The 24,335-nt window shown below is 67.6% G+C and carries 11 protein-coding genes; 3 read left to right on the forward strand and 8 right to left on the reverse strand.

Going from position 1 to position 24,335, the window contains the following annotated elements; translation table 11 throughout:
• Positions 1-68: 68 nt before the first annotated feature.
• The 3 genes from ASC95_RS31730 to ASC95_RS07440 all read left to right on the forward strand — a co-directional run bounded on the left by ASC95_RS31730 (position 69) and on the right by ASC95_RS07440 (position 5,062).
• Positions 69-1,706: a glycoside hydrolase family 5 protein gene (locus ASC95_RS31730; RefSeq protein ID WP_057297138.1), complete on the forward strand. Its 1,638-nt coding sequence runs from the start codon at positions 69-71 to the stop codon at positions 1,704-1,706.
• 114 nt (positions 1,707-1,820) lie between these two features.
• Entirely contained in the window at positions 1,821-3,461 is a 1,641-nt protein-coding gene (locus ASC95_RS31735; protein ID WP_057297139.1) for a glycoside hydrolase family 5 protein, read from the forward strand.
• Positions 3,462-3,565: 104 nt separating this feature from the next.
• Positions 3,566-5,062 carry a tryptophan halogenase family protein gene (locus tag ASC95_RS07440; RefSeq protein WP_057297140.1) on the forward strand — a complete coding sequence of 499 codons (1,497 nt, stop codon included), beginning with the start codon at positions 3,566-3,568 and terminating at the stop codon, positions 5,060-5,062.
• Positions 5,063-5,248: 186 nt separating this feature from the next.
• Here the strand turns inward: ASC95_RS07440 and ASC95_RS07445 are convergent, their stop codons facing one another.
• The 8 genes from ASC95_RS07445 to ASC95_RS07480 all read right to left on the reverse strand — a co-directional run bounded on the left by ASC95_RS07445 (position 5,249) and on the right by ASC95_RS07480 (position 24,307).
• Positions 5,249-6,925, reverse strand: a complete 1,677-nt coding sequence (locus tag ASC95_RS07445; RefSeq protein WP_057297141.1) for a DUF5597 domain-containing protein — start codon at positions 6,923-6,925, stop codon at positions 5,249-5,251.
• A gap of 42 nt (positions 6,926-6,967) precedes the next feature.
• Positions 6,968-9,772: an alpha-L-rhamnosidase gene (locus tag ASC95_RS07450; protein WP_057297142.1), complete on the reverse strand. Its 2,805-nt coding sequence runs from the start codon at positions 9,770-9,772 to the stop codon at positions 6,968-6,970.
• A 95-nt stretch (positions 9,773-9,867) separates the two neighbouring features.
• On the reverse strand, positions 9,868-12,357 hold the full coding sequence (galA, locus tag ASC95_RS07455) for a beta-galactosidase GalA (RefSeq protein WP_057297143.1): 2,490 nt from the start codon (positions 12,355-12,357) through the stop codon (positions 9,868-9,870).
• A complete protein-coding gene (locus ASC95_RS07460) occupies positions 12,357-14,414 on the reverse strand; it encodes a beta-galactosidase (protein WP_057297162.1) in 2,058 nt (685 codons plus the stop codon). Before ASC95_RS07460 ends, galA (ASC95_RS07455) begins: the two co-directional genes overlap by 1 nt.
• A complete protein-coding gene (locus ASC95_RS07465) occupies positions 14,411-16,747 on the reverse strand; it encodes a PDZ domain-containing protein (protein WP_057297144.1) in 2,337 nt (778 codons plus the stop codon). Before ASC95_RS07465 ends, ASC95_RS07460 begins: the two co-directional genes overlap by 4 nt.
• 44 nt (positions 16,748-16,791) lie before the next feature.
• The gene (gene galA / locus ASC95_RS07470; RefSeq protein ID WP_235537774.1) at positions 16,792-19,650 is read right to left on the reverse strand and encodes a beta-galactosidase GalA; all 2,859 of its coding nucleotides are present in this window, start codon (positions 19,648-19,650) and stop codon (positions 16,792-16,794) included.
• A 19-nt stretch (positions 19,651-19,669) separates the two neighbouring features.
• Positions 19,670-21,832: a cellulase family glycosylhydrolase gene (locus tag ASC95_RS07475; protein WP_162250733.1), complete on the reverse strand. Its 2,163-nt coding sequence runs from the start codon at positions 21,830-21,832 to the stop codon at positions 19,670-19,672.
• A gap of 24 nt (positions 21,833-21,856) precedes the next feature.
• Complete coding sequence (locus ASC95_RS07480) at positions 21,857-24,307, reverse strand: glycoside hydrolase N-terminal domain-containing protein (protein WP_082567587.1); 2,451 nt, start codon at positions 24,305-24,307, stop codon at positions 21,857-21,859.
• Between the last annotated feature and the right edge of the window lie 28 nt (positions 24,308-24,335).

The raw sequence follows: 24,335 nt of genomic DNA on the forward strand, positions 1-24,335 counted from the left end.
TCCATTCCAACGCCCGAGCGCGACGGAGACATCCGCGCCGGGTAATTCCGCCAGAGAAAGGTTGATCCATGAAGTCCAAGTTATTGAAGGCCCTGTGCCTGTTGTCGGCGCTGCCAGCGCTGGCTCACGCACAGAGCTGCGGCAGTGGCGGCGGCGCGACCGTGTGCCTGAACGCCAGTGGCACTGCAGACGACGTCAAACTGCAGTGGACGGTGACCGGCACCGTTTCGCGCCTGGAGATCTTCCGCGACACCGACCCGGATCCCACCGGCCGCAGCCGCATCGCCAGCGCAGCCGTCAACGCCACCAGCTTCACCGACACCACGGCTGCCAACGGCACTCGCTACTGGTACTGGGTCAGGTTCTCCACCACCGCCGGGAGCTACAACTCCGGCGCAGCCGACGCGACGCGCAGCGCGTCCTGCCCGGCCACGGCCATCACGCCTTACACCAAGCTCAACGGCGTCCTGTCGCAGACGGCCTCGGTCGTTGCCAACGCCGGCTCCACGGTCGGCTTTGCTCCGCAGCCCACGAGCGGCGGCGCCTGGGCATGGACGGGCTGCGGCACCAGCGGCAGCGCACGCGAGCAGAACGTGACGGCCACCGCCAACTGCACCGCCACCGCGACCTACACCAACCCCTGCGGCGGCAAGTCCACCCAGCTCTTCACGGTGACCGTGCCGGGTGTGATGCGTGACCTCTCCAGCGTGGAGATGTCCAAGCTGATGGTGCCCGGCATCAACTTGGGCAACACCATGGAGAGCCCGACCGAGTCCTCGTGGATCGGGACCATGACCACGCAGGCCACGATGGACGGCTACAAGGCCGCCGGCTTCAAGAGCGTGCGCATCCCGATGACGTGGAGCCAGTACATGGACGCCGACGGCAACGTCAGCCCCACCTGGCTGGCACGTGTGAAGCAGGTCGTGGACTTCGCCCGCAAGGCGGGCCTGTACGTCCTCATCAACAACCACGGTGACGGCGACTACCTGAACACCACGACCTACGCCACCCAGGCCGCCAGCAACGCCAAGATCACGAGGCTCTGGACGCAGATCGCCAACACCTTCAAGTACTACGACGACTACCTGCTGTTCGCCGGTATCAACGAGATCGGCATGAATGCGCCCTGGGGCACGCCGATCACGGCCGAGTGGGCTGCCGTGCAGAACGGCTACAACCAGGCCTTCGTCAACGCGGTGCGTGCCACGGGCGGCAACAACGCCAAGCGCCACCTGGTGGCACAGGCCTATTTCACCGACATCAACAACGCGATGGCGGTGAACACGGTGCCGACCGACACGGTCGCCAACCGCCTGTTCATGGAAGTGCACTACTACGACCCCTTCCACTTCACGCTGGACGGCGCCAGCAGCGTCTGGCAGTGGGGCGCCGGCGCCACTGACCCGAACGCGGTGGAAACCTGGGCCAACGAGGCTCACGTGGATGAGCAGTTCCAGAAGACCAAGGCACGCTATGTCGACCAGGGCGTGGGCGTCATCGTCGGCGAGTACGGTGCCTACGTGAAGTCGGCCTATCCCGGCATGGCCGCCTTCCGCAAAGCCTGGGCGAAGTACGTGACGCACTCCATCGTGCAGCACGGCCAGGTGCCGATGTGGTGGGACGCTGGCGAGCTGATCGACCGCGCAACCGGCGCGCAGAAGTTCCCCGACGTGGTCAGCGCCATCGTCGACGCCGCCAAGTAAGTGCGGTTCCCTGGCGGCCCTTGGGGCCGCCAGGGTCATCTGCGACACCGAGATTCACCCCGGCCAGAGCGCGGCGCAGACAAACACGCGCCGGTCATTGAAGAAGGTCGAACCATGAAACACCTGTTGTTGAAGGCCCTGTGCCTGCTGTCGGCGCTGCCGACACTGGCCGCGGCGCAGAGCTGCGGCAGCGGCGGCGGTGCCACCGTCTGCCTGAACGCCAGCGGCACGGCGGACAACGTCCAGCTCCAGTGGTCGGTGAGCGGCAATGTCTCGCGCCTGGAGGTCTATCGCGACACCGATGCCGACCCCAACGGTCGCACCCGCATCGCCACCCCGGCCGTCGGCGCCACCAACCACACCGATGCCACCGCGGCGGACGGCACCCGCTACTGGTACTGGGTCAGGTTCACCACCAATGCCGGCAGCTACAACTCCGGCTCGGCCAATGCCTTGCGCAACGCATCCTGCCCGCCCACCACCATCACGCCGTACATGAAGGTCAACGGCAGCTGGTCGCAGACCGCCTCGGCCGTCGTCAGCGCCGGCGCGTCGGTGGGCTTCGGGCCTCAGCCAGTGACCGGCGGCAGCTGGGCCTGGTCGGGCTGCGGCACCAGCGGCAGCGCGCGCGAGCAGAACGTGACGGCCAGCAACAGCTGCACCGCCACCGCCACCTATACCAACCCCTGCGGCGGCAAGTCCCTGCAGGCCTTCACACTCATCGTGCCAGGCACGATGCGTGACCTCACCAGCGTGCAGCTTTCCAAACTGATGGCACCCGGCATCAACCTGGGCAACACGCTGGAAGCGATCCCGACGGAAACGTCGTGGAACGGCACGCTGACCACGCAGGCCACGATGGACGGCTACAAGGCCGCCGGCTTCAAGAGCGTGCGCATCCCGGTGTCCTACAGCCAGTACGCCGATGCCAACAACAACATCAGCCCCACCTGGCTGGCACGCGTCAAGCAGGTCGTGGACTACGCCCGCAAGGCCGGCCTGTACGCCATGATCAACATCCACTGGGATGGCGGCTGGCTCAACCACCCGACCGACGACCAGCAACCGGCCCTCAACGCCAAGCTGACGAAGTTCTGGACGCAGATCGCCAACACCTTCAAGGACTACGACGACTACCTGCTGTTCGCCGGCACCAACGAGGTCGGCATGGATGCACCCTGGGGCACGCCGATCTCCTCGGAGTGGGCCAACGTGCAGAACGGCTTCAACCAGACCTTCGTCAACGCTGTGCGCGCCACCGGCGGCAACAACGCCAAGCGCCATCTGGTCGTGCAGACCTATTTCACCGACATCAACAACGGGATGGCGGTCAACACAGTGCCGACCGACACGGTCGCCGGCCGGCTGTTCATGGAAGCGCACTACTACGACCCGTTCAACTTCACGATCAACGGCGGCAGCACCATCTGGCAGTGGGGCGCCGGTGCGACCGACCCGACCGCGACGGAGACCTGGGCCAACGAGGCCTGGGTCGAGGGGCAGTTCCAGAAGATGAAGACGCGCTATGTCGACCAGGGTGTGGGCTTCATCATTGGCGAGTTCGGTGCCTACGTGAAGCCGGCCTACCCGGGCATGGCGGCCTATCGCAACACCTGGGCCGGCTACGTCTCGCGCTCCATCGTGCAGCACGGCGGGGTGCCGATGTGGTGGGATACCGGCGAGGTCATCGATCGCGCAACTGGCGCACCGCGAGTGCCTGAGCTGATCAAGGCCCTCGTCGACGCCACCAGGTAGACGACTCACCGGCCATCACAAAGCCGGCATCGCGAAACGGGCGTGGCGCGCGCTTCTGCACGCCACGCCCTCGACGCCTTCCGAACCGCGCCAAAGAGCCCGTCATGAGCCAGAGCTTCAATCGCATCGTCATCGTGGGCGGGGGCACCGCAGGCTGGATGACCGCCGCCGCCATCGCCACTGGCCTGAAGGGGCGCTGCACCGTGGAGGTGGTGGACTCCGAGGAGATCGGCATCATCGGCGTCGGCGAGGCGACCTTCCCTTCCATCCGCAACTACAACCGGCTGGTCGGCATCGACGAGGCCGAATTCCTGCGCGCCACGCATGGCACCTACAAGCTGGGGATCGAGTTCCGCGACTGGCGGGTGCAGGGCGAACGCTATTTCCACACCTTCGGCGACTTCGGCGAGACGCAGGGGCCGCATGCGCTGTGGGGCCAGTACCGGCGCCTGGCCGACCCGGCGTTCGGTGAGCTTGGCGAGCAGTGCCTGCCCACCGTCATGGCCATGCAGGGCCGCTTCGTGCCGCCCGACGACGAGGGCCGCGCACCCTACAAGTACGCCTATCACTTCGATGCCACCCTCTATGCCGGTTTCCTGCGCCGCCTCGCCTTCGGCCGTGGCGCCCGCCGCACCGACGGGCGCATCGTCGGCGTCACGCGGCGCGCCGACGGCGGCGTTCACAGCCTCAGGCTGGCCGATGGCCGCGAGATCGAAGGCGACCTCTTCATCGACTGCTCCGGCTTCGGCTCGCTGCTGTTGGGCAAAACGCTGGAAGAACCCTTCGTCGACTTCAGCCGCTGGCTGCCGGTGGACAGCGCCTGGGCGTGCGCCTGCGAGCGCACCGGCACGGCGCTGACGCCCTACACCCGCGCGACCGCGCTCGAAGGCGGCTGGGCCTGGCGCATCCCGCTGCAAAGCCGCACCGGGCATGGCCATGTCTTCAGCAGCCGCCACATCGACGCCGACCGCGCCCGCGAGCAACTGCTGCGGCAACTGGACGGCAAGCCCCTGGCCGAACCGCGGCTGCTGCGCTTCACCACCGGCCACCGCGAGCGCTTCTGGGTCCACAACGTCGTGGCGCTCGGCCTGTCTTCGGGCTTCCTGGAGCCGCTGGAATCGACCAGCATCTTCCTGATCCAGAGTGGCCTGGGCCACCTGATGGGCCTGTTGACCTCCGGCCAGCCGATCAGCGATGGCGTGGTGGCCGACTACAACGCACGGGCCGTGCGCGAGTTCAACCGCATCCGCGACTTCATCATCCTTCACTACTGCCTCACGGCGCGCCGCGACAGCGCACTGTGGCGCGACATGGCGACGATGGAGCTGCCCGAAACGCTGGCCTTCAAGATCGACGCCTGGCGCCGCCTGGGTCTGCTGCACCTGCAGGGCGACGAGGGCTTTGACGAGCACAGCTGGCTGGCCATCCATGCCGGCATGCAGCACTGGCCCGAACGTACCGACCCGGTTCTGCAGGAGCTGCCGCCCGACGAGGCGCGACAGTCACTGCAGCAGCGCCGCCACGCCATCGCCGAGTCAGTTGCCCGGCTCCCCTCGCATGAGGCCTTCCTTGGCCAGGTGTTGGCCAGGGGCGGTACATGAACGGCGCCCTGCCATGGTAGTGGCGGGCTGCGACGCTGAGAACCTTGCGATTGCCGTTGCGGCGCAAGTCAATGAGCCTCGCCGGGGACTGAGCATCCGATCAATGCGCCGGCGAAAGAGGTAGGGCAGCGAACGTGGCGCTCCAGGTGCCGGTCACGGTCGCGGACCGGCCCTGTTTGCCGAACCTCAGTCGTACGAGAAGACCTTCACTTTCACCACGCGTGGGCCCGGGGCGGCGTCGAAGCTGTCCCAGCGCCAGAAGGGGATCTGGGCGGTGCTGCCCTGGTTGGTCTGGTCGCCGTTCAAGCGGCGGCCGTTGACCCACCTGCCGTTGACGAAGACCTGCTCCCAGATCTCGGCAAGCCCGACTTCCCGCTGCTTTGCGGAGAAACCCACGACCAAGCCATCACCCGCGATGAGGAACTCATCCGGTGCGGTGTTGATGATGAGCCCATAGGCGCGTTCATCCGCGGAAACGGGGCTGTAGCTGACATGCGCCGTGTACCCGCCCAGAGCGATCTCGCGGCTGGACTGCGCGCCTGTGGCTTCCTTGACGCCCTCCTGGGTGGTCTTGGGCTCCTCGGTCTGCAGGATGCCGGCCATCCGGCCCGTTCCCTGGAACTGCAGGATCAGCGGGCGCAGCTGCGAAACGAGCTTGAAGCTCTTGGCGATGGGACCGTCCACCGCCTGGCCTTCCAGGCCGAACGGCGCAAAGCTGATCGCGTCATGGTGGGCGAACGCCCAGAAGATGTTGCGCGCCGCCTGGTGCTGGTCGACCGCCGAGGGCTTGAACCAGACGTCGGCGTGGGTCTCCGGAATGAACAGCGGGTTGTCAGCCCGGTGGTAGGCGGCGGTGACGTCCTTGAAATTGTTGGCGTAGATGTCCGGCGCGCAGATCGAAATCGCTGGTGCAGCGACCTTCCACACATCGATGACGCGATGGACGGGGCCGCCGGACGGGAACTGCCCGGGCTGGTCGTTCCCCGCCAGCCACGCATTCACGTAAAGGGGGATGTCGTAGACCGCCTTGCCGGCGGCCGCGATGCCATTGATGTAGGAGGCGTAGTGCCAGGCCATGAAGATTTCGTCGCCATCCTTCGTGGCGCCGAAGACTTCCGCCCACGAGCCGCGCTCCTTGCGCCCGTTGCGTTGCCACAGCTCCTCGAGGTGCGGCGCCAGACGGCCTTTGTGGCCGATCAGGTAGTCCATCAGCGGCTGTGGAACCTGCTCGGCAAACGCCGCCTTGGCTTCAGGGCGGTGGTCACGTGATTCGAAGAGGCCCACCTCGTTCTCGACCTGGACCAGGATCACCGTGTTGTCCTGCGCATCGATCTTGCGCAGGTGCTTCATCATGGCGGTGAAGGCGGCCTTGTCCGCATCGCGGGACTGTGGACCGAAAGTGGAAAGCGCCGACATCGGGCGTCCTTCGGCGTTGTGCGCCCGCGGGAAACGCACGGTGTCCCGGCGCACCCAGGCCGGCGCGTATTGGGACACGCCGTTCTTCCAGCTGCCAAACCACAGCACGACCAGCTTCACCCGGTGTTTTCGGGCCGTGCGAACCATGTGCTCAAGCTGCCCGAAGTCGTAGCTGCCTTCGACCGGTTCGAGCAACTCCCATGTGACCGGGGCAAACACGGTGTTGGCGTGCAGCCGAGCCAGCTTGCTCACCGTGCGGTCGAAATACTCCGGGCTGCCCGAAGAGGAGTTGTGTACCTGGCCGCCGACGATGAGGTAAGGCTTGTCATTCACCACCAATTGCGTCGCGGTGCCCTGCGTGGCGAAGTGGGGTGGCTTCGCATCCGCCGGGTTCGCTGCAAGGAGAACGGCGCCGGCAACGAGCATGTCAATCAGGTAACGGTACATAGGTCTGTTGGAAGAAGTTGGTTGTTTGGGCGTCGCGCCTGCTCAGCGCGGCGGCGCTGCCTGCGCCGGCACGTGGAATTCGTAATGGCCCGACCCGGCCAGCAGGGTCAGCACGCCGTCCTGCCAGCGCGCCCGGCTCACGCCTGGTGCGCGTGACGCGTCATGCCGCCCCTCGCGCACGAGCTTGGGGTCGGACGTCGGCAGGACGATCTCTGCCTCGGTGCCGACCGGCACGTCCACGCTCAGATGCAGGCCATCGTCGCCGCGGCGCCAGTCGCTGGCCAGCAGGCCGAAGGGCGTGCGCTGGCTGGCGCTGGCATGGTCCACGGCCGGGTGGGACAGCAGCGCAGCGATGCGTGAACGCTTGTACCCGGCCTCCAGCGCCTGCAGGCCGCCCAGGCGCGCAAACATCCAGTCGCCCACGGCGCCGTTGGCGTAGTGATTGAAGGAGTTCATGTCCACCGGGCCGAAGCTGCCGTCGGCGTTGATGCTGTTCCAGCGCTCCCAGATGGTGGTGGCGCCCATGCGGATCTCATAGCCCCAGGACGGATAGTCGTCGTTGAGCAGCAGGCGCATGGCGAGGTCGTCACGCCCGATGCTGGACAGTGCCGGCAGCAGCCAGGGCGTGCCGAGGAAGCCGGTTTTCAGGTGATGCTTGTCGGCCGCCAGTTTCTCGACGAAGCGCGCCGCAGTCGCATCGCGCTGCACGCCCGCAGGCAGCAGGCCCATGCCGAGGGCCATCGCATAGACGGTCTGCGTGCCGGGCTCGATGCGGCCATCCGCCTTCTGGTAAGCCTGCACGAAGGCGGCGCGGATGCGGGCGGCCAGGGCCTGCCATTCGCGCGCCTGCCCGGCCTCGCCCAGCGCGGTGGCCATCTCGGCCATCATGCGCGTGTCCTCGGCAAAGTAGGCCGTCGCGATGGTGGGGTGCTCGCGCATGCGGTCCACGCCTTCCAGGCTCAACCAGTCTCCCGAGAAGAAGGAGATGCGGCCCTCCTCCAGCAGGTTGCCGTCGGCCATGGCGCCATTGCGCAGGAAGTCGTGGAAGCGGCGCATGGCCACCCAGTGGCGGCGCAGGATGGCCGTGTCGCCGGTGGCGCGCCAGACGGCGTAGGGCACGGTGATGTAGGCGTCCGCCCAGCCGACGCCGGTTTCCTTGAAATCCTTGCCCGGGTAGGGAACGATGGCCGGGATGTTGCCGTCGCCAAGCTGGGCATCGGCCAGGTCGTCCATCCACTTGGACAGGAAGGCACGCGTGTCCTGCAGGCGGCTGGCGGTGGGCGCGAAGACGTTGATGTCGCCCGTCCAGCCCAGGCGCTCGTCGCGCGCCGGGGTGTCGGTGGGAATGGACAGGAAGTTGCCGCGCTGGCCCCAGCGGATGTTGCGCACGAGCTGGTCGAGCATCGGGTTCGACAGGCGCAGGTCGCCCGCGTCGGGCAGGTCCGATCCCAGCACGACGGCCTGCACGTCGACCAGCGCGGGCGCGGTGTCGACGCCGGTGATCTCGATGTAGCGGAAGCCGTGCTGGGTGAAGCGCGGCTGGTAGGTCACGGTGCCATCTCGTGCGAAGGTGTAGGTATCGGTGGCTGCCGCCGAGCGCAGGTTCTCGGTGTAGAGCTGGCCCTGGCGCTCGCCGCGGCGGTGGATCTCCTCGGCGTGGCGCAGGCGCACGGTCTGGCCGGCGCGACCGCTGAGCTTGACGCGGGCCACACCCACCAGGTTCTGCCCCAGGTCGTAGATGAAGGTGCCGGCCGGTGCCGGCAGGCGAGCCTGCGCGGGCCGCACTTCGGTGGCGCGCACCGGCTCGTCAGGCTGCGGCACCAGGCGCGCACTGCTGTCGGCCTGCGGCAGCACGGCCTGCCACGCGCCGTCGTCAAAGCCGGGTTCGGCCCAGCCGCTCGGCAGGCGCCGCGCGTCGTACTTCTCCCCGTCCTGCAGGTCGGCCTGCAGCCAGGGGCCAGGCAGGCTGCGCCAGGCGCCATCGGTGCCGAAGTCCTGTGTGCTGCCGTCGGCATAGGTCACGCGCAGCTTGGCCTTGAGCGCCAGCTGCTGGCCGTAGACGCCCTGCCAGCCAATGCCCACCTTGCCGCGGAACCAGCCGTCGGCCAGCGCCGCACCGATGACGTTGGCACCGCTGCGCAGCTGCGCGGTGACGTCAAAGGTCTGCACCTGCACGCGCTTGGCGTAGTCGGTCCAGCCGGGGGCGAGCGCCTGGTCGCCCACGGGCTGGCCGTTGAGCCACAACTGGTAGACGCCGCGCGCGGTGGCATACAGGCGCGCCTGGCGAACCTGGCCCAGCGGCTTGTCCAGTTCCAGCGTGCCGCGCAACAGCGGGCGCGGCTGGTCGACGGCATCGAAGGGTGCGGCGATCCACTGCGCGCCCTGCCAGTCGGCAGCCGACAGCAGGCCCGTCTCGAACCAGGTCGGCGTGCTCCAGGCACCGGCGCGGCCATGGCGATCCCAGGCCCTCACTTGCCAGTGGTAGCGCGTTGCCGGCTGCAGCTTGAGGGCGGCGGGTGGCGTGACGTCGACCTGCCGATCTGACGCGACCCTGCCGGAGTCCCAGGTCTTGCCACTGCCCGGCTGCGTGCCTACGCGGACTTGATACGCCTGCTGGCGCGCGCTTCGCGCGGCAGCCGCCAGCGTCCAGCCGAACGAGATGTCGTCGGCAGCGATGCCCAGCGGACGGCTGCGTGCATTCGCTGTCATGCCTGTGACGGTGAGTTCGCCAACGGCGGAGTTCTGGGCTGCCGATGCTGCGGCGACTGCCATGCTGACGGACGCGGTCAGCACCACGATGGCCGAGCGGTTCAGCGTGCGACAGCGGCCTGTCATCAGAGTGAACATCGCTGGATTCCTAGCAAACGCGCATACGGTTCAGTCCGCTGAGCTGAGCCAGGCCATTGAACAGCGAGGGGCTCGTGACGGCGATGGCCGCCACCTCACGGTGCCACCACCGCAACGGCGGGAAGCGCGGGCACAGGCCGGACCTTGATCGTGGTGTCGCCGGGCTTGAGGCCGGCGGATGTGGCGCGCAGAACAAGGTCGCCCGAGCCAGCGCGCCGGCTTTGCAGGATGACCTGGGCCAGGCCGTTGTAGATCCTGACCTTGTTGCCCTTCTCCGGATCATGGCTGTTCGGGTCGCCATTGCCGACGCCGATGTTGGCGCCCGGCCCGCTGAGCTCGAACTCGACGGCGAGGTTCGCGGTTGGCACGGGCCGGCCTTGTGCGTCGATGGCCTCGACGGTCACCGGGGCGGCGTCGCGACCATCGCCGGCCAGCGTGTCACGGTCGGGTGTCAGCCGCAGCGCCACGGGCGCGCCGGTGGTTTCCACGGCGAAACGCCCCACTTCGCGCCCGCCCTTCTTGGCGACGGCCTCGAGCCGACCCGGCGCGTAGGGCACCTGCCAGTCCACCATCTGGAAGGGATGGACCTTCTTTTCCTCGATCAGCTTGCCGTTGAGAGAGAGGGCCACGGTGTCGGCGTTCGTCAGCCCCATCACCTTGATGTTCTGGCCCTCCTTGCCCGGCCAGTTCCAGTGCGGGACCAGCGTCAGCACGGGCTTGTCCTCCACGAACATGGCCTGTCGGACGTAGAACTCGGTCTTGGGAAAGCCGCAGAGATCAAGCGCGCCGAAGTGCGAGCTTGCGGACGGCCAGCCGAAGGGCGTGGGTTCGCCGCGATAGGCAAAGCCTGTCCAGGAGAAGCGGCCAGCAAACGACGTCTGCTTCATGATCGCTTCCCACGAGTTGCGGGCGCTGCTGGTGGCGGCCCAACCCGGGAACACGTCGTCGTAGGACGCCACGACTTGCTTCCAGTCAGTGGTGTATTCACCGCGCGTCATGACCTGGGAGGTGTCTTCCGTGCTGACGATGGGCTTGTCGGGGTAGGCCGCGCGAATCTTGTCGTACAGGTCGGTCTCGTAATTGATGCCCACCACGTCCACAACCTGTGCAGCGTTCTTCGGGTTGGCCTTGCCGTCAGGACTCAGGTGCCCCTTGTTCTGCGCGCCGGTGGTTGGCCGGGTGGTGTCGAGCTGCTTGACCACGGCGTTCATCACGCGCGCCATCTCCATGCCCTCCTCCTGGCCCTGCAGCCCCTCCTCGTTGAACAGGCTCCACAGGATCACGCTGGGGTGGTTGCGGTCGCGGCGCACCAGCCACTGGAGCTGCTTCAGGTATTCCGGCGAGGCGTTGAAGTGCCGCGTCTCGTTCATCACCAACATGCCATGGCGGTCGGCGGCGTCGAGCAACTCCTTGGCCGGCGGGTTGTGCGCGGAGCGGAAGGCGTTCGAGCCCATCTCCTTGAGCTTGCGGACGCGGAAGTCCCAGATCGAATCCGGCACGGCCACGCCGACGCCCGAGTGGTCCTGGTGGTTGCTCGTGCCCTTGAGCTTGAGCGGCTGGTCGTTGAGGAAGAAGCCCTTCTTCGCGTCGAAGCGGATGGTGCGAAAGCCAGCCGTGGTGTCCACGGCGTCCACGGGCTTGCCGCCAAGCAACACGGTGGTGCGCACTGTGTAGAGCGTCGGCTTGTCCACGGACCAGAGCTGCGGCGCCGCCACCGAGACCGGAACCTTCGCCACGGCGTCGCCCTGGGAGATCACGCTTACCGGCGCAGAGCGCCCGCCCGCGACCCGCTTGCCCGCCGCATCGAACACCTCGACGTCCACCAGGGCCGAGGCCGCTTCGGCACCGGTGTTCGCCAGCGTGACTTCGGCAGGGATCACCCACTTGCCATCGGCAGCCTTGACCGGGTTGGCATAGACGCCGTCGGTGGCGATGTGAACCGGGCTGCGCTTGACCAGCCAGGTGTGGCGATAAATGCCACCACCCTCGTACCACCAACCCTCGGTGTGATCGGCGTCCACCCGCACCGCGATGGTGTTGATGTCGTCGCCGTATCGCGCCATCGGCGTGACGTTGATCTGGAACGACGCGTAGCCATTGAAGCTGTGGTGAACCTCGCTGCCGTTGACATACACGGTGGCGCGGGTCGCCACGCCGTCGAACTGCAGCTCGATGTTCTTGCCGCGGTCGGCGGCCGGCAGCTGGAACGTCCGCCGGTACCAGGCCACGCCGCGCGGGCGGTAGCCCTGCTGCTTGAGCGCCTTCTCGTCGAAGGGCTGCTCGACGACCCAGTCATGCGGCAGCGTCACACGCTGCCAGGCCTTGTCGTCATAGCCCCGCGCAGCCGCGCCCCAGGCGGTCCCGGCCTTGGCGCCGTGGTAGGTGATGTCCGGGCCATAGAGATTGACGCCCTGGCCGCCGGGAAACGAATCGGGCTTGATGTCGCCCAGGTGGAAGCGCCAGCCCTCGTCCAGCGACAGGGTTTCCCGCAGGAGCGGGGGCGCTGCCGTGCCGGCGGCCGCCGCGACCTGCGCCGCAACGCACACCAGGCCGACGCTGGCCCAACGGATGAACGTCGCCAGCATCACGGTGCCTGCAGCAGCTCGGCGCCCATGGGCGGCAGCTTCACGGTGCCGGTCCAGGTCTGGCCGCTGATGAGGCCCTTCGCCGTGCCGTCGATGGGCACGTCCTTGGCTTCGCCCGTGGTGTTGACGTAGTAGTTGCGGCCCTGCACCACCCGTGCATAGACGCCGTCTGGCGTCTTCGGACCGGGCTCCAGCCCCAGGCTGGGGTAGAGCTGTCGGTACAGCGCTCGCATCACCTCAGGCTGCGCCACCGTGCCGACGTAGATCGCGCGGCCCTTGCCGAACTTGTTGACGGTCACCGCCGGCACCTTGTCGCCGGTGTTGGTGAAGCGCGCCAGCACCTCGGCGGTGGACGGCTCCAGCACCTCGATGAAGCCGAGGTCGCCCTTGGCGTCGACGTCGCCGATGCGGGTCTCGACCTTGCCGGCGTTGTAGAACTCGTTGGTGCGCAGGCCGAACACGTCGGTCAGGCCGCCGGGCAGCGGCGTGTCATGCCACTGGTTGTTGTCGTTCACCTTGGCGGACTGGGCCGTCATGATGACGGTGCCGCCCTCCGAGACGAACTTGCGCAGATTGGCCGTCGAAGCCTTGTCCAGCAGGTACATGCCGGGCACGACGACGAGCTTGTAGCGGCTCAGGTCCTCATGGCCGATGTGGATGACGGCCGCGTCGATGTTGTCCTTGAACAGCGGCTCGAAGGCGTTGTGCGCCTGCTTCATGTAGCCGGGGTTCACGTAGGGCCGCACCGTGTTGGAGATGCCCTCCTTGGGCAGGTTGGTCGCGATGACGTTGTCGAAGGCGTAGGCGATCGCCACCTTGGGCTGCTGCAGGCGCGGGAAGCCGAGCTTTTCAAGCTGGTTGAATTCCTTGGCGATGGTGGCGAACTCGTCGAGCTTCCAGGACGGGCGGTCGTCATGGTCGATGAGGCCGAACAGCGCCTGCTCCTCGCCGCCGTGGTGGCTGTGCCAGGTCCAGGGCATCACGGCCTGGGCGCCCAGCAGCAAACCGAAGTGGGCCCACATGCGCGAGCGGCCCTTGCTGCCGTAGTAGCCGGGGCCGCCCGCGGTGAACTCGTTGAACCAGATGGGCGCGTTCATGCCGGCGCGCATCATGGTGGCCTCGAAGCCCGCGCCGATGGGGTCGCCCGGGTAGAAGCCCATGGCGCCGTAGCTGATGTACTGGCGGTAGGTGGCCAGCATGTCGAAGCCCTTGCGCCAGGCGCTGTCCCACAGGTTGGAGATGGCGGGCTTGTCGGGCACGTTCTTCTTGCGCACGGCTTCCAGCGAGGCCAGCACTTCGACGGTCTGCTCGGACCAGAAGCGGCGCATGTCGAGATAGCGCTCGTAGGGGCCGGGGCCTTCGATGTAGGGCAGGCGCACCTCGTCCCAGGTGTTGATGTGGCGCGACCAGCGCTGCGAGGCCCAGGCCTTGTTCAGCGCGTCGATGCTGCCGTACTTCTTCTTCAGCCAGCCAATGAAGCGTAGGCGGTCGGCCTCGGAGTACGACACCATGCCGTTGCCGCTCTCGTTGTTGAAGCCGATGGCGAACAGCGCAGGGTGCTTGGCATAGCGCTTGGTCATCGTGTCGGCCAGGCGCACCAGCAGGCGGCGGTAGTTCGGGTCGCTGGTGTTGTCCATGTAGCGCTCGACCGGGTCGAGGCGGTTGCCCTTCTCGTTCACCACGTCGACGCCCGGGTACTTCTTGTGCATCCAGATCGGCGCGGGCTGGCCGGGGATGTCCATCATCACCTTGAGACCGGCGGCCTGCATGCGGTCCATGATCCAGTCGAAGAGGGCGAAGTCGAACTTGCCCTCGGCGGGCTCGAAGGCATCCCAGCTCAGGTCGCCCATGCGCACGATCTTCATGCCGGCGCCCTTCATGCGGTCGATGTCGCGCTGGATCTGGGCCTTGTCGGCGCGGTCGAAGGGCTGGTAGTTGGTGCCGACGAAGAGTTGCCCGGCACCGGGCCAGTCCGTGCGGCCGTCGGCGCTCTGGGCGTGGGTGGTCAGCGCGGCAAATGCGAGGGCGCAGGTGAGGAGGGATTGTTTCAGCTTCATGGATTCGTTGGGTTGGCTGAGGAGGCCGCGGCGCGCGGCCATTGCAAGGAGGTGCGTGCCTGGTTGCGCACGACGATGAGGTCGACGCTCCGGCCTGTGGCCAGCAGCGCCTGGAGGGTGGCGACATCGTTGATAGCCTGCAACCCCGCGCCGACGATGACATCGCGGGGTTGCAGGCCGGCGGCCGCACCAGGGCTGCCCGCGTCAACGCTCAGCACGATGAGGCCGGCCTTGTCGCCCAGGCCGGCGGCCGACTGCTCGCCCAGCGTTTCGACCGGCTTGAGGCTCAGGCCATGCAGCTGCTGCGCCGCTCGCGGAGCGGTTTGGCTGAGCTGCTGGGGCACCGGGAAGACGGGATGCAGCGCCAGCGCCTTCAGCCGTGCCGGACGCACGCCGAAGTCGTCCATCGGGAAGTTGACGAAGCCGATGCGGGCCGCCAGTGCCTCGCTCGTGACCGTGTAGTCACCCTTGGCCGGTGCAGCGAAGCGCGGATCGCCCGCGACCGAGTCCGCATCCGTGCCCCGAGCCTGCGCATCGCGCAGGTCGGCTTCGGTCACAAAGAAGTTGCGGTTGACGCTGCGGCCCCAGCGCTTGATCTCCACCGGCTGGTGGGCACCCATGACGACGTTGGACTCGAACACGTCGCCGCCGTTGTCGAACCAAACATGCGGGTGGAAGCTGCCGTTGACGAGGATGTTGTTGCGCACGACGCGCTGGAAGCCCTCGCGCAGCTTCAGCCCGCCGGCCAGCATCAGGTTCTCTTCGATGACGTAATTGGAGGCGCCATCGTCCAGGTCGACGTCCCAGCCGTGGTCGCAGCGCCAGCGGTTGCGCTTCATGACGATGGGCTCGACGGCATCGAGCAGCGCCAGCTCCGGGTGGGACGCCGCGCGGCGGTCCATCTCGGCGCGGTCGGGGTGCCAGAAGCGGTCACGGCCCCAGCTGTTGAAGCTGCCGTGGTCGCCGGTCATGCGCACGGTGTCGAAGACATCGTTGTGCGTGATGCGATGCCCGCCCCAGGTGCCGTCGCCGATGTTGATGCCGGCGCGCGGCATGCGGTAGATGCTGTTGTGGTCGACGGTGATGCGCGCCGCCATCGACAGCTGCACGCCGGTGGCCTGGCGGTCGATCTGACCAATGTCGTGGATCAGGTTGTCGCTGGCTTGCGAATCCTTCGGGTAGACGTCGGACTTGGGGCCTGGCGTGCGGTCGATGGCCGCCAGCTCGAGCCGCTGGTAGTACTCGAACAGCGGCGACCGCACGGCCTCGGGACGGCCGACGAAGGCGATCGCCGTGCCACCAATGTCGTGGATATGGTTGCCCGAGATGGCCACCTGCTCCGCGCGGCCGCTGACGACGACGCCATGGCCGCCGAGGTCGGCGAAGTCGGAGTCCTCGATACGGATGTCGCCCGCGTTCTCGATGGTCACCGCGCCGACGCGGTAGAACTTCCAGTCCGAGCGCAGCAGCGGCTCGGTGGCCTTCAGGTAGGTAGGCTCGGTCTCCCGGAACACGAGGCGCTGCACGCGCACGTGCTGCACGACCTCGGCCCGACCCTCGATGCGGATCAGGGCCTCGTGCGCGCTGCCACGGAAGCCCCGCGCCGGCGGCTGCGCGTTGGCCGAAGGTTTGACGTAGAGCCAACCCTCCTTGCGGTCGTGGAACCACTCGCTCGGTGCGTCCAGTTCCTCCAGCACGTTCTCGACGAACCGGTCCCGGTCGCTAGGCGGCATCACGCGGTTGTTGTCGACCTGTTCGCCGTAGAGGAGGCTGCCATCGGCCTTCTTGCCGAGGATGGGCACTTGCACGCCGCCCCAACGCGCACCGTGCAGCGCGTGCAGCACCGCGCCTTGCGGGTCGTGCCAGCGCGCCACGCGCTCGGGCGAGGTGGCGTCGGGTGCGCCGCCAAAGCCCTGGTTGGCCGGGTCGAAGTTCGGGTAGCGAGCCCGCACGAGCATGGCTTGGCCGAGCCACAGGCGCTGGAACGACCGACCGGCATAGCGGGCGCGCCAGATGCCGTCCTTCCAGGCTTCCCAGCGCAAGGCGGGCAGCGACGTCGCGCCGCTCAGCACGGCGCGGGCGCCAGGTGCTGCGGCGAGCACGAAGGGCTCTTCGGCTGAACCCGACAGCGCTTCGTCGATGACAAGGGGCGCGGCGAGCTGGTAGTTGCCGCTCGCGAGTTCGATGTGGCGAATGCGCTTGTCGGTCCGTGCCCAATGCAGAGCGGCCTCCAGCGACTTGGCATCCTTGACGGTCAACGTTTGAGTCTCGGCCTGCGCCCCACCGGCCAAGACCGCCAGCGTGACCAGCAGCGTCTGAAAGTGAATCTTCATCGGTAATAGAACTGCCCGCGGCCGGCCGAGGCACTGCTCTCCGTTCACGGCGCTGCTTTTTCGACGACGACACGGCCGGTGAGGCCCGAGGGCTGCCCGGGCTGCGCCTGCAGGAGCACCGTGACCGTGCGCCATCCCGGGCCCTTGGGCAGCGGCACCGTCAGCGGTCCGGTCGCGGGGTCGGTCTTCTCGCCGAGCTTCACACCTTCCATCCACACCTCGGCACGGCCCGCGATCTCGCGGAACACCAGGCGCCCGCGGCCATCGTTGTGGTCGGAACGCAGGCCGAACGACGCGCGGTAGGCCCGCCAGGGCTGGCTCTCCGGCTCCTGCTTGATCGGCGGATCACCCCAGCCCCAGCTGTTCATGTCGCCATGGCTGGGCGCGATGGCCGGGTCCGGGCGGGTGGCCTGCGGCGGCGAGATGCGCCAGCCGCCGACCTTGGCGAACGGTTCCGCCGCAGCCACCGCGGGCGGCGCCGACACGGCCTTCACGTCCATCGCGATCACGGCGCTTTCCAGACCCGGGGCCGTGGCGCGCAGCGTCAGCACGCCCTGCCCACCCAACCGGGTCTGCAGGATCACCTGGGCCAGGCCATTGAAGAGCTTGCGCTCGGGGGTCTTCTCGGAATCGTGCGAATTGGGGTCGCCGTTGCCGACGCCGATCAGCGTGCCGGCGCCGCCAACCTCGAAGCTCACGAGCGCGTCGGCGGTCGGCACCGGGCGGCCCTGCGCGTCGACCACGCTGACCTTGACGGGCACCGCGTCGCGGCCGTCACCTGCCAGTGCGGCGCGGTCGGGCGTCAACACCAGGCGCGCCGGGGCGCCGGTCGTTTCCACGGCGTCTCGCGCCAGTTCGCTGCCGTTGCGCAGAGCCACCGCCTCCAGGCGGCCTGGCGCGTACGGCACCTGGAAGCTGACCATGTCGATCGGGTCGACATCGCTCTCGCCGACGACCTTGCCGTTGAGCAGCAGGCGCACGCGCGGCGCGTTGGTGGCCACCATCACCTTGATGGGCTGGCCTTCACGCCCGGCCCAGTTCCAGTGCGGCACCACCTTGATGACGGTCCGGTCCTTGATCCAGTGCGCCTGGTGGATCCAGTACGCCGTCTTGGGGTAAGCGCACAGGTCCATCGCGCCGAAGAAGGAGTTGACGCTGGGCCACTCGTAGGGCGTCGGCTCGCCGCGGTAGTCCAGGCCGGTCCAGATGAAGCCGCCGGCCACGAAAGGCCGCTCGGCGATGGCGCGCCAGGCCTTGCGGTGCGTCGTGCCGAAGCTCGATGGCTCCTCGTCGTAGGTGGCCATCACCTGCGCCTTGGGATCGCTCTCGAAGGCGCCGCGCGTCATGTACGAGGCGGTGTCCTCGGTGCTGGTCATCGGCCGCTTGGGGTTCTGCTGGTGGAAGCGGTCATAGGCCCAGGTCTGGTAGTTGATGCCCGCCACGTCGACCACCTGCGTGACGTTGAGCTCGCCGAAGATACCGTCGTGCATGGCCGCCGTCACCGGGCGCGTCGGGTCAAGGGTCTTGACGACGTCGACCGTGCGGCGCGCGATCTCGTAGCCCACTTCGCTGCCCTGCAGGGGCTCTTCGTTGAAGATGGACCACATGAACACGCTCGGGTGGTTGCGGTCGCGCCGCACCAGCCAGGCCAGCTGCCGCTCCACCACCTCGGGCGAGGTGTTGAAGTTGCGGTTCTCGTTCAAGACCAGCAGGCCCATGCGGTCGGTCATGTCCAGCACTTCGGCCGCGATCGCGCCGTGCGCGAAGCGGATGGCATTGACGCCCATGGACTTGAGCTGGCGCAGGCGGAACTCCCAGATCGAATCGGGCACCGCGACGCCGACGCCGGCATGGTCCTGGTGGATGGCCACGCCCTGCACCTTGACCGGCTGGCCGTTCAGGAAGAAGCCGCGGTCAGCGTCGAAGCGCAGACTGCGAAAGCCCGTCTGCACCTCGGTTCGGTCGATCTCGGCGTTGCCGTCGCGCAGCACTGCGCGCACGCGGTAAACGTTGGGCTGTTCGAGCGACCACAGGCGCGGCTGCTGCACCGTCAGCTTCAGCTGGGCCGTGCTCGACTTCAGCGCCTGCACCTGCACGCGCGTGCTGCCGCGGGCCACTTCGCGGCCCTCGGGGTCGAGCAGCGTCACCTCCAGCACACCCGCCCGCGCCACCTTGGCGCTGCTGGCCAGGTCCACCGTCACCGGCAGCGTCCAGCCCTTTCCTTCCTGCACCGGATTGGCGTGCAGCCCGTCGGTGGCGATGTGCAGAGCGTCGCGCTTGACCAGCCAGGCGTGGCGGTACATGCCGGCACCTTCGTACCACCAGCCCTCCTGCGCATCCGCGTCCACGCGCACGGCGACGGTGTTGACCTCCTCGCCGTAGCGCAGGTAGGGCGTGATGTCGATGGAGCGGCCGTTGTAGCCGGAGTAGTTGCGGTTGGCGACGATGCCGTTGACCCACACCGTGCTGTGCGTGGCGACGGCGTCAAGCTGCAGCTCGACATGGCGCCCGCGGTCGCTGACCGGCAGCTGGAGGTAGCGCCGGTACCAGCCGATGCCGCGCGGGCGGTAGCCCTGCGAGGCGTTCTCGTTCTTGTCGAAGGGCCCTTCGACCGCCCAGTCGTGCGGCAGGTCGAGCCGGCGCCAGGCCGAGTCGTCGAAGTCAGCGCCGGCGGCGCCAAAGCTGCCGTTGGCCTTGCCGTTGGCATAGCTCATGCCATGGCCTTTGATCGCCGGCCCGGCCACGTCGCCCAGGTGGAACAGCCAGCCGCCGTCCAGCGACAGCCGCTCGCGCGAACCAGCCGCCAGCGCGGGGTCGGCGAGCAGCACCATGCCGAGCAGCAGCGCGGCGCACAGGCGCAGGCCTGCATTCAATCGGTCGCGAAACCCTGTCATCTTCATCATGCTTTTCTCTCTGTGATCTTCATGGCGGCCAGTCGATTGAGTCGACGTACAAGGTGCCCGTCCAGGCGGCGCCGGTCGATATCTTCAGGCCCAGCCGCTTCAATGGTGGGGTGGCGCCTGCCGGCACCTTGACCGTGAGCGTGTTCCACGTGCCAGCCGTCGGGCTGCCATGCCAGTTGGAGGCCCAGGCCCAGTTGTAGTCCTGCAGGTAGACCTCGATGGACGTGACCTGATGGCCCACCGGCACCCAGACGCGGAAGGTCACCGTCGCGCCAGCGGGCACAACCACGTCAGACAAGTCCAGCGACGATTGGCCAGCGGCCGTGCCCTTGAAGCTCACGGCCAGCGACTGCTTGCCCGCGTAGTGCTGCGCGGTGGACGTGGCGACCCCCGAGATCAAAGCGCCGCTCGCCGACCAGTGCTGCGTATCGGTCTCGAAGGAGAACTTCGTCGGGTCCGGATTGACGCCGGACGTGGCTGCGTAGGCCTCCGGCGAGAAGCCGGACGGCCCGGAGGCATTGACCGCGATCACCTGGTAGTAATAGGTGGTGCCGTCATTCAGGCCGGTGTCGTTGTAGGACGTGCCGGTGATGCCGGTGACGGAGGGCGTGGCCGGTTCATTGCCCGATTGCGTCGTGCGGTAAAGGCTGTAGCCGGTGGCGCCAGCGACGGCGTTCCAGGTCAGGTTGACCTGGCCCGCGCCTGCAGCCGTTGCGACCAGGCCCGTCACCGCGTAGGGGGCGCCATTGGGCGGCGGGGGCGCGACGCCGCCGGTCAATACAGCAACGACTTCCGGGTTGGTGATGGCGCCCGTGTCGTACTTAAACGGGGCGTCGGGCGTGCTCCAGTAGAACGGGCTCAGGCCGTGGGCATGGGCAGCGTCCACGAGGTACTTGTTCCAGTAAAGCGTGGAAGCAGTGTTCCAGAGCTTGTCATTGCCCGTCAGGTTGGGTGTCCCGGCCGCCTGGAATTCGCCCACCAGCACCGGGATGCCCTTGTCGACATACTGCTCCTTCAACTGCTGGAACCCGGAGTCGATGGCGCCCTCTTCCCAGGCCGTGGCGTTGCGGCTCGGGTTGCCGGCGTAGTGGTAGGCCGCGCCCCAGAACCAGATCGCCTTGCCCCAGGATTGGTCATCGTGAATGATCGTGAACAGGGAGGGCGTGTAGTTGTGGTACTCCACCATCAAGCGGCCGGGGGTCGTGTCTGATGGCAGCGTGGTGAACCACGAGGTATCCCCGCCGCCTTGCAGCACCAGCCAGCGGTTGGCGTTCTTGCCGCCGGCTGCGCGAACCGTGTTGACGAAGGTTTGGTAGTACGCCAAGAGCGTCTTCATCTCGGCGAGGCTGTGGATATCCGGTTCGTTCGCCGCAGCAAACAACAGCCGGTTGTCATAGCCCGCGAACTCGGTGGCAATCTGGGTCCAGTAGGACTTGATCTTCTCGTTGATGGCCGCGTCGACGCTGCTCCCGATATGGCTGTCGAACCATCCACCGTCCCAGTGGACGTTGATGAGGACATGCATGCCTGCGGCAATGCTCCCGTCCACCGCCTCTTTGACTTTGGCCATGTAGGCCGCATTGATCTTGTGGGTGGTCTTGTCGGCGTTGGAGTCCCAGGCGCAGGGGATGCGGACGGCATTGAACCCGGCCTGGGCTGCCGACGTGTAGACCGCCGGACCCGGGTAGGAATATCCCCAAATGGCCTCCAGCGAGTTGCCTAAGTTGAACCCGTAGGTGGGAACCGGCAGCGGCGACGTTGCGGCCAGCACGGTGATCGAGCTGCTGTACAGCGCCGCATCACCGGCGGTGTTCTTGACCGTGATGGACTTCGTGCCTTCCGTGTTGCTGGGCATGCATTGGAAGCGCGCCTCGGTGCTGCTGATCGAAAGCGTGCTCATGCTGGCGCAGTCGGCCACGGCCAGTGCCAAGGTACTGGGCAGATTGCTGCCAGTGACCTGGTAATAGGCGCGCTGATTCATCCGCGCGGTGGCGGGCGCATTGAAACTCGAATTGGTCGAGTTCACGGCAGCGATGCTGGGTGAAGCGGATTGCCCCGTGCCACCGCCGTTGTTGCCGGCTGTGTCGGCACCGGTGCCGCCGCTAGCGCCGCCACCACCGCCACAGCCGGCCACAAGGCTGCCGAGCAGCGCCGAAAGGACGAGGAGTTGTTTCCCGTTCATCATGGAAATCCTAGAAAAACTTTCTCAGGCGAAGCGGTCCAGCCGCGCGCGGCCGGTGGCATCGAGCTTGACGATCCAGACCCGCTCGCCCAGGCGCAGCGTTACAGGCGCGTGGGGCGGACCCTTGAGTGCCAGGCGCGTGGGTGCACCACTCGCCCAGGCTAGGTCGACCTCCACGCCGCCGCGCGCACGCACGCCCTTCACCGAGCCTTGTGGCCAAGCCTTGGGCAGCGCGGGCAGCAGTTCCACCTCACCGCCCCAGGACTGCACAATCATTTCCAGGATGCCAGTCGCGCCACCGAAGTTGCCGTCGATCTGGAAGGGCGGGTGGGCGTCGAACATATTGGGATAGGTGCGAGCCGGCCCCAGCAGGTTGTTCATGATCGAGTACGCACGCTCGGCGTCGCCCAGCCGCGCCCACAGCACGATGCGCCAGGCCATGGCCCAGCCAGTCGCCTGGTCGCCACGGGTGTTCAACGCCTTCTTGGCAGCCGCGACCAGTTCCGGCGTGTCGCGCCGGTTGATCTGCTGGCTGGGGTAGACGGCGTACAGGTGCGACACATGGCTGTTGTGCTGGTCCGGCGCCATGGCGTCCCAGTCTTCCAGCCATTCCTGCAGCTGCCCCTGCGCGCCGATCCGGTCGGCCGGCAGGCGTGCGCGGGCGCGGCGCACGGCCTGCTCGAAGGCCGGGTCGTCGACCTTCAGCTCGGCATGCGCCTGCAGCGTGTGGCCGAACAGGTCACGCAGGATCTGGCGGTCCATCGCCGCGCCGGCGCACAGCGTGGCGCCGGTATGGTGCAGGTTCTCGGGCGAGATCGACGGCGACGTGACGAGGCCACGGCCCTTGGGGTCTTCCACCAGCGTGTCCAGGAAGAACAGCGACGCACCCTTCAGCACCGCGTACAGGCGCTTCAGCAGCGCGGTGGACGGGTGGTACTCGTAGTGGTCCCACAGCGTGTTGCACAGCCAGGCGCCGCCGGTGGGCCACAGGCCCCACTTGGGGCCGTCGACCGGCGCGGTGGCACGCCACACGTCGGTGTTCTGGTGCGCCACCCAGCCGCGTGCGCCGTAGCTGGTGCGCGCCGTGTGCTGGCCGGCGACCGACAGCTCCTCGACCATGCGGAGCAGCGGTTCGACGCACTCGCCCAAATTGCCTGGGCCGGCAATCCAGTAGTTCATCTCCGTGTTGATGTTGATCGTGTACTTGCAGCCCCAGGGCCCGTAGTTGCCTTCGTTCCAGCGGCCCTGCAGGTTGGCCGGTTCGCTCCCCGGGCGCGACGAGGCCAGCAGCAGATAACGCGCGTACTGCACGTACAAGGCAGCTAGCGCGGGGTCGGGTCGATCGGGCAGTTGGTAGATGCGCTCGTTGGTCGGGCGCGCATCGTCCGCTGGCGAACCCAGCTGAATTGAGACGCGGCGGAAGATGGCCTGGTGGGCACGCAGATGGCGCTGCTTCAGGTCGGCATAAGTGCGGTCTGCGGCTGCCGTGGTGCGCTCGCGTACCTGCTTGACCGGGTCGCCCGAGACGTCGTCGTAACGCACCAAACTCGTGGCGCCAGCGATCAGCAGGGTCAGCTTGCCGCTGCCCCGCACCTGCAGCTTGTCGCCCTGGGCCTGGATCTTTCCGTCACCCACCAGCTGCACGCGCAGCGCATAGCGCAGGCCGGACGGGATGCCGGCGTCGGCGATGTTGCGACCGGTGATCAGGAGGGCCTGGTCACCGTCGGGGCGGATCTCCAGCTCGGCCGGGCGCTTGTCCTTCTGCGGCGGCTCGCGGAAGTCCCAGGCCGCGCCCTGCATGCGCACGGCGCTGGTCTTCGGGTCGATGGCCTTGGCGCCGTAGAACTCGGCCATCGCCGGGTGGCGGTAGCCGAGGTCCACGTCGAACGTGCCGCCCTGGGCCTCGAACTGCATGACGAACACCTGGTCGGGCTCGCTGCAGAACACCTCGCGGCGGTGGCGCACGCCGGCGCTGACGAACCGTGTGCAGGCCACGGCCTGGTCCAGGTCCAGCCAGCGGCGGAACTGCGTCGGCGCTTCGAGGCCGGCGAAGTCGAAGGTCAGGTCGCCCGCGGTGCCGTAGGGCATCTGCGCGATGGGCCGCGCCATGAACTCCTTGCCCGCCAGCGTCTCGGCCTCTGCGAAACGACCCTCGTCGATCAGCGCGCGGATGCGCGGCAACGCGGCCAGCGCATCCGGGCTGTCGGCCTTGTAGGGGCTGCCGCCAAACAGCGTGTCGATGTTCAGCTGCAGGCGCTCCTGCGCGACCCGGCCGAACACCATGCCGCCCAGCTTGCCATTGCCCACCGGCAGGGCCTCGACCCAGACGCCCGCCGGCTGCTCGTACCAGAGCGACAGGTCCTGGCGCTCACCACGCTGGGCCACGGCCAGCTGTGCACTGGCCAAGCCGGGCAAGGCCAGGCCGATGCCGGTGGTGGCCAGGAATCGCCGGCGGTCGGCGCCGTTCTTGTTCATCTCGTCTCCAGGTTCAGTCGGGATCCAG

This window comes from Pelomonas sp. Root1217 (assembly GCF_001425705.1).
Taxonomy (GTDB): Bacteria; Pseudomonadota; Gammaproteobacteria; order Burkholderiales; family Burkholderiaceae_C; genus Pelomonas.

Coding starts and splice junctions, on each gene's coding strand:
- ASC95_RS31730 (WP_057297138.1), top strand. CDS start 69: ATGAAGTCCAAGTTATTGAAGGCCCTGTGCCTGTTGTCGGCGCTGCCA.
- ASC95_RS07450 (WP_057297142.1), bottom strand. CDS start 9,772: ATGTTCACTCTGATGACAGGCCGCTGTCGCACGCTGAACCGCTCGGCC.
- ASC95_RS07460 (WP_057297162.1), bottom strand. CDS start 14,414: ATGAAGCTGAAACAATCCCTCCTCACCTGCGCCCTCGCATTTGCCGCG.
- ASC95_RS07475 (WP_162250733.1), bottom strand. CDS start 21,832: ATGAACGGGAAACAACTCCTCGTCCTTTCGGCGCTGCTCGGCAGCCTT.
- ASC95_RS31735 (WP_057297139.1), top strand. CDS start 1,821: ATGAAACACCTGTTGTTGAAGGCCCTGTGCCTGCTGTCGGCGCTGCCG.
- ASC95_RS07440 (WP_057297140.1), top strand. CDS start 3,566: ATGAGCCAGAGCTTCAATCGCATCGTCATCGTGGGCGGGGGCACCGCA.
- ASC95_RS07480 (WP_082567587.1), bottom strand. CDS start 24,307: ATGAACAAGAACGGCGCCGACCGCCGGCGATTCCTGGCCACCACCGGC.
- galA (WP_235537774.1), bottom strand. CDS start 19,650: ATGATGAAGATGACAGGGTTTCGCGACCGATTGAATGCAGGCCTGCGC.
- ASC95_RS07445 (WP_057297141.1), bottom strand. CDS start 6,925: ATGTACCGTTACCTGATTGACATGCTCGTTGCCGGCGCCGTTCTCCTT.
- ASC95_RS07465 (WP_057297144.1), bottom strand. CDS start 16,747: ATGAAGATTCACTTTCAGACGCTGCTGGTCACGCTGGCGGTCTTGGCC.
- galA (WP_057297143.1), bottom strand. CDS start 12,357: ATGCTGGCGACGTTCATCCGTTGGGCCAGCGTCGGCCTGGTGTGCGTT.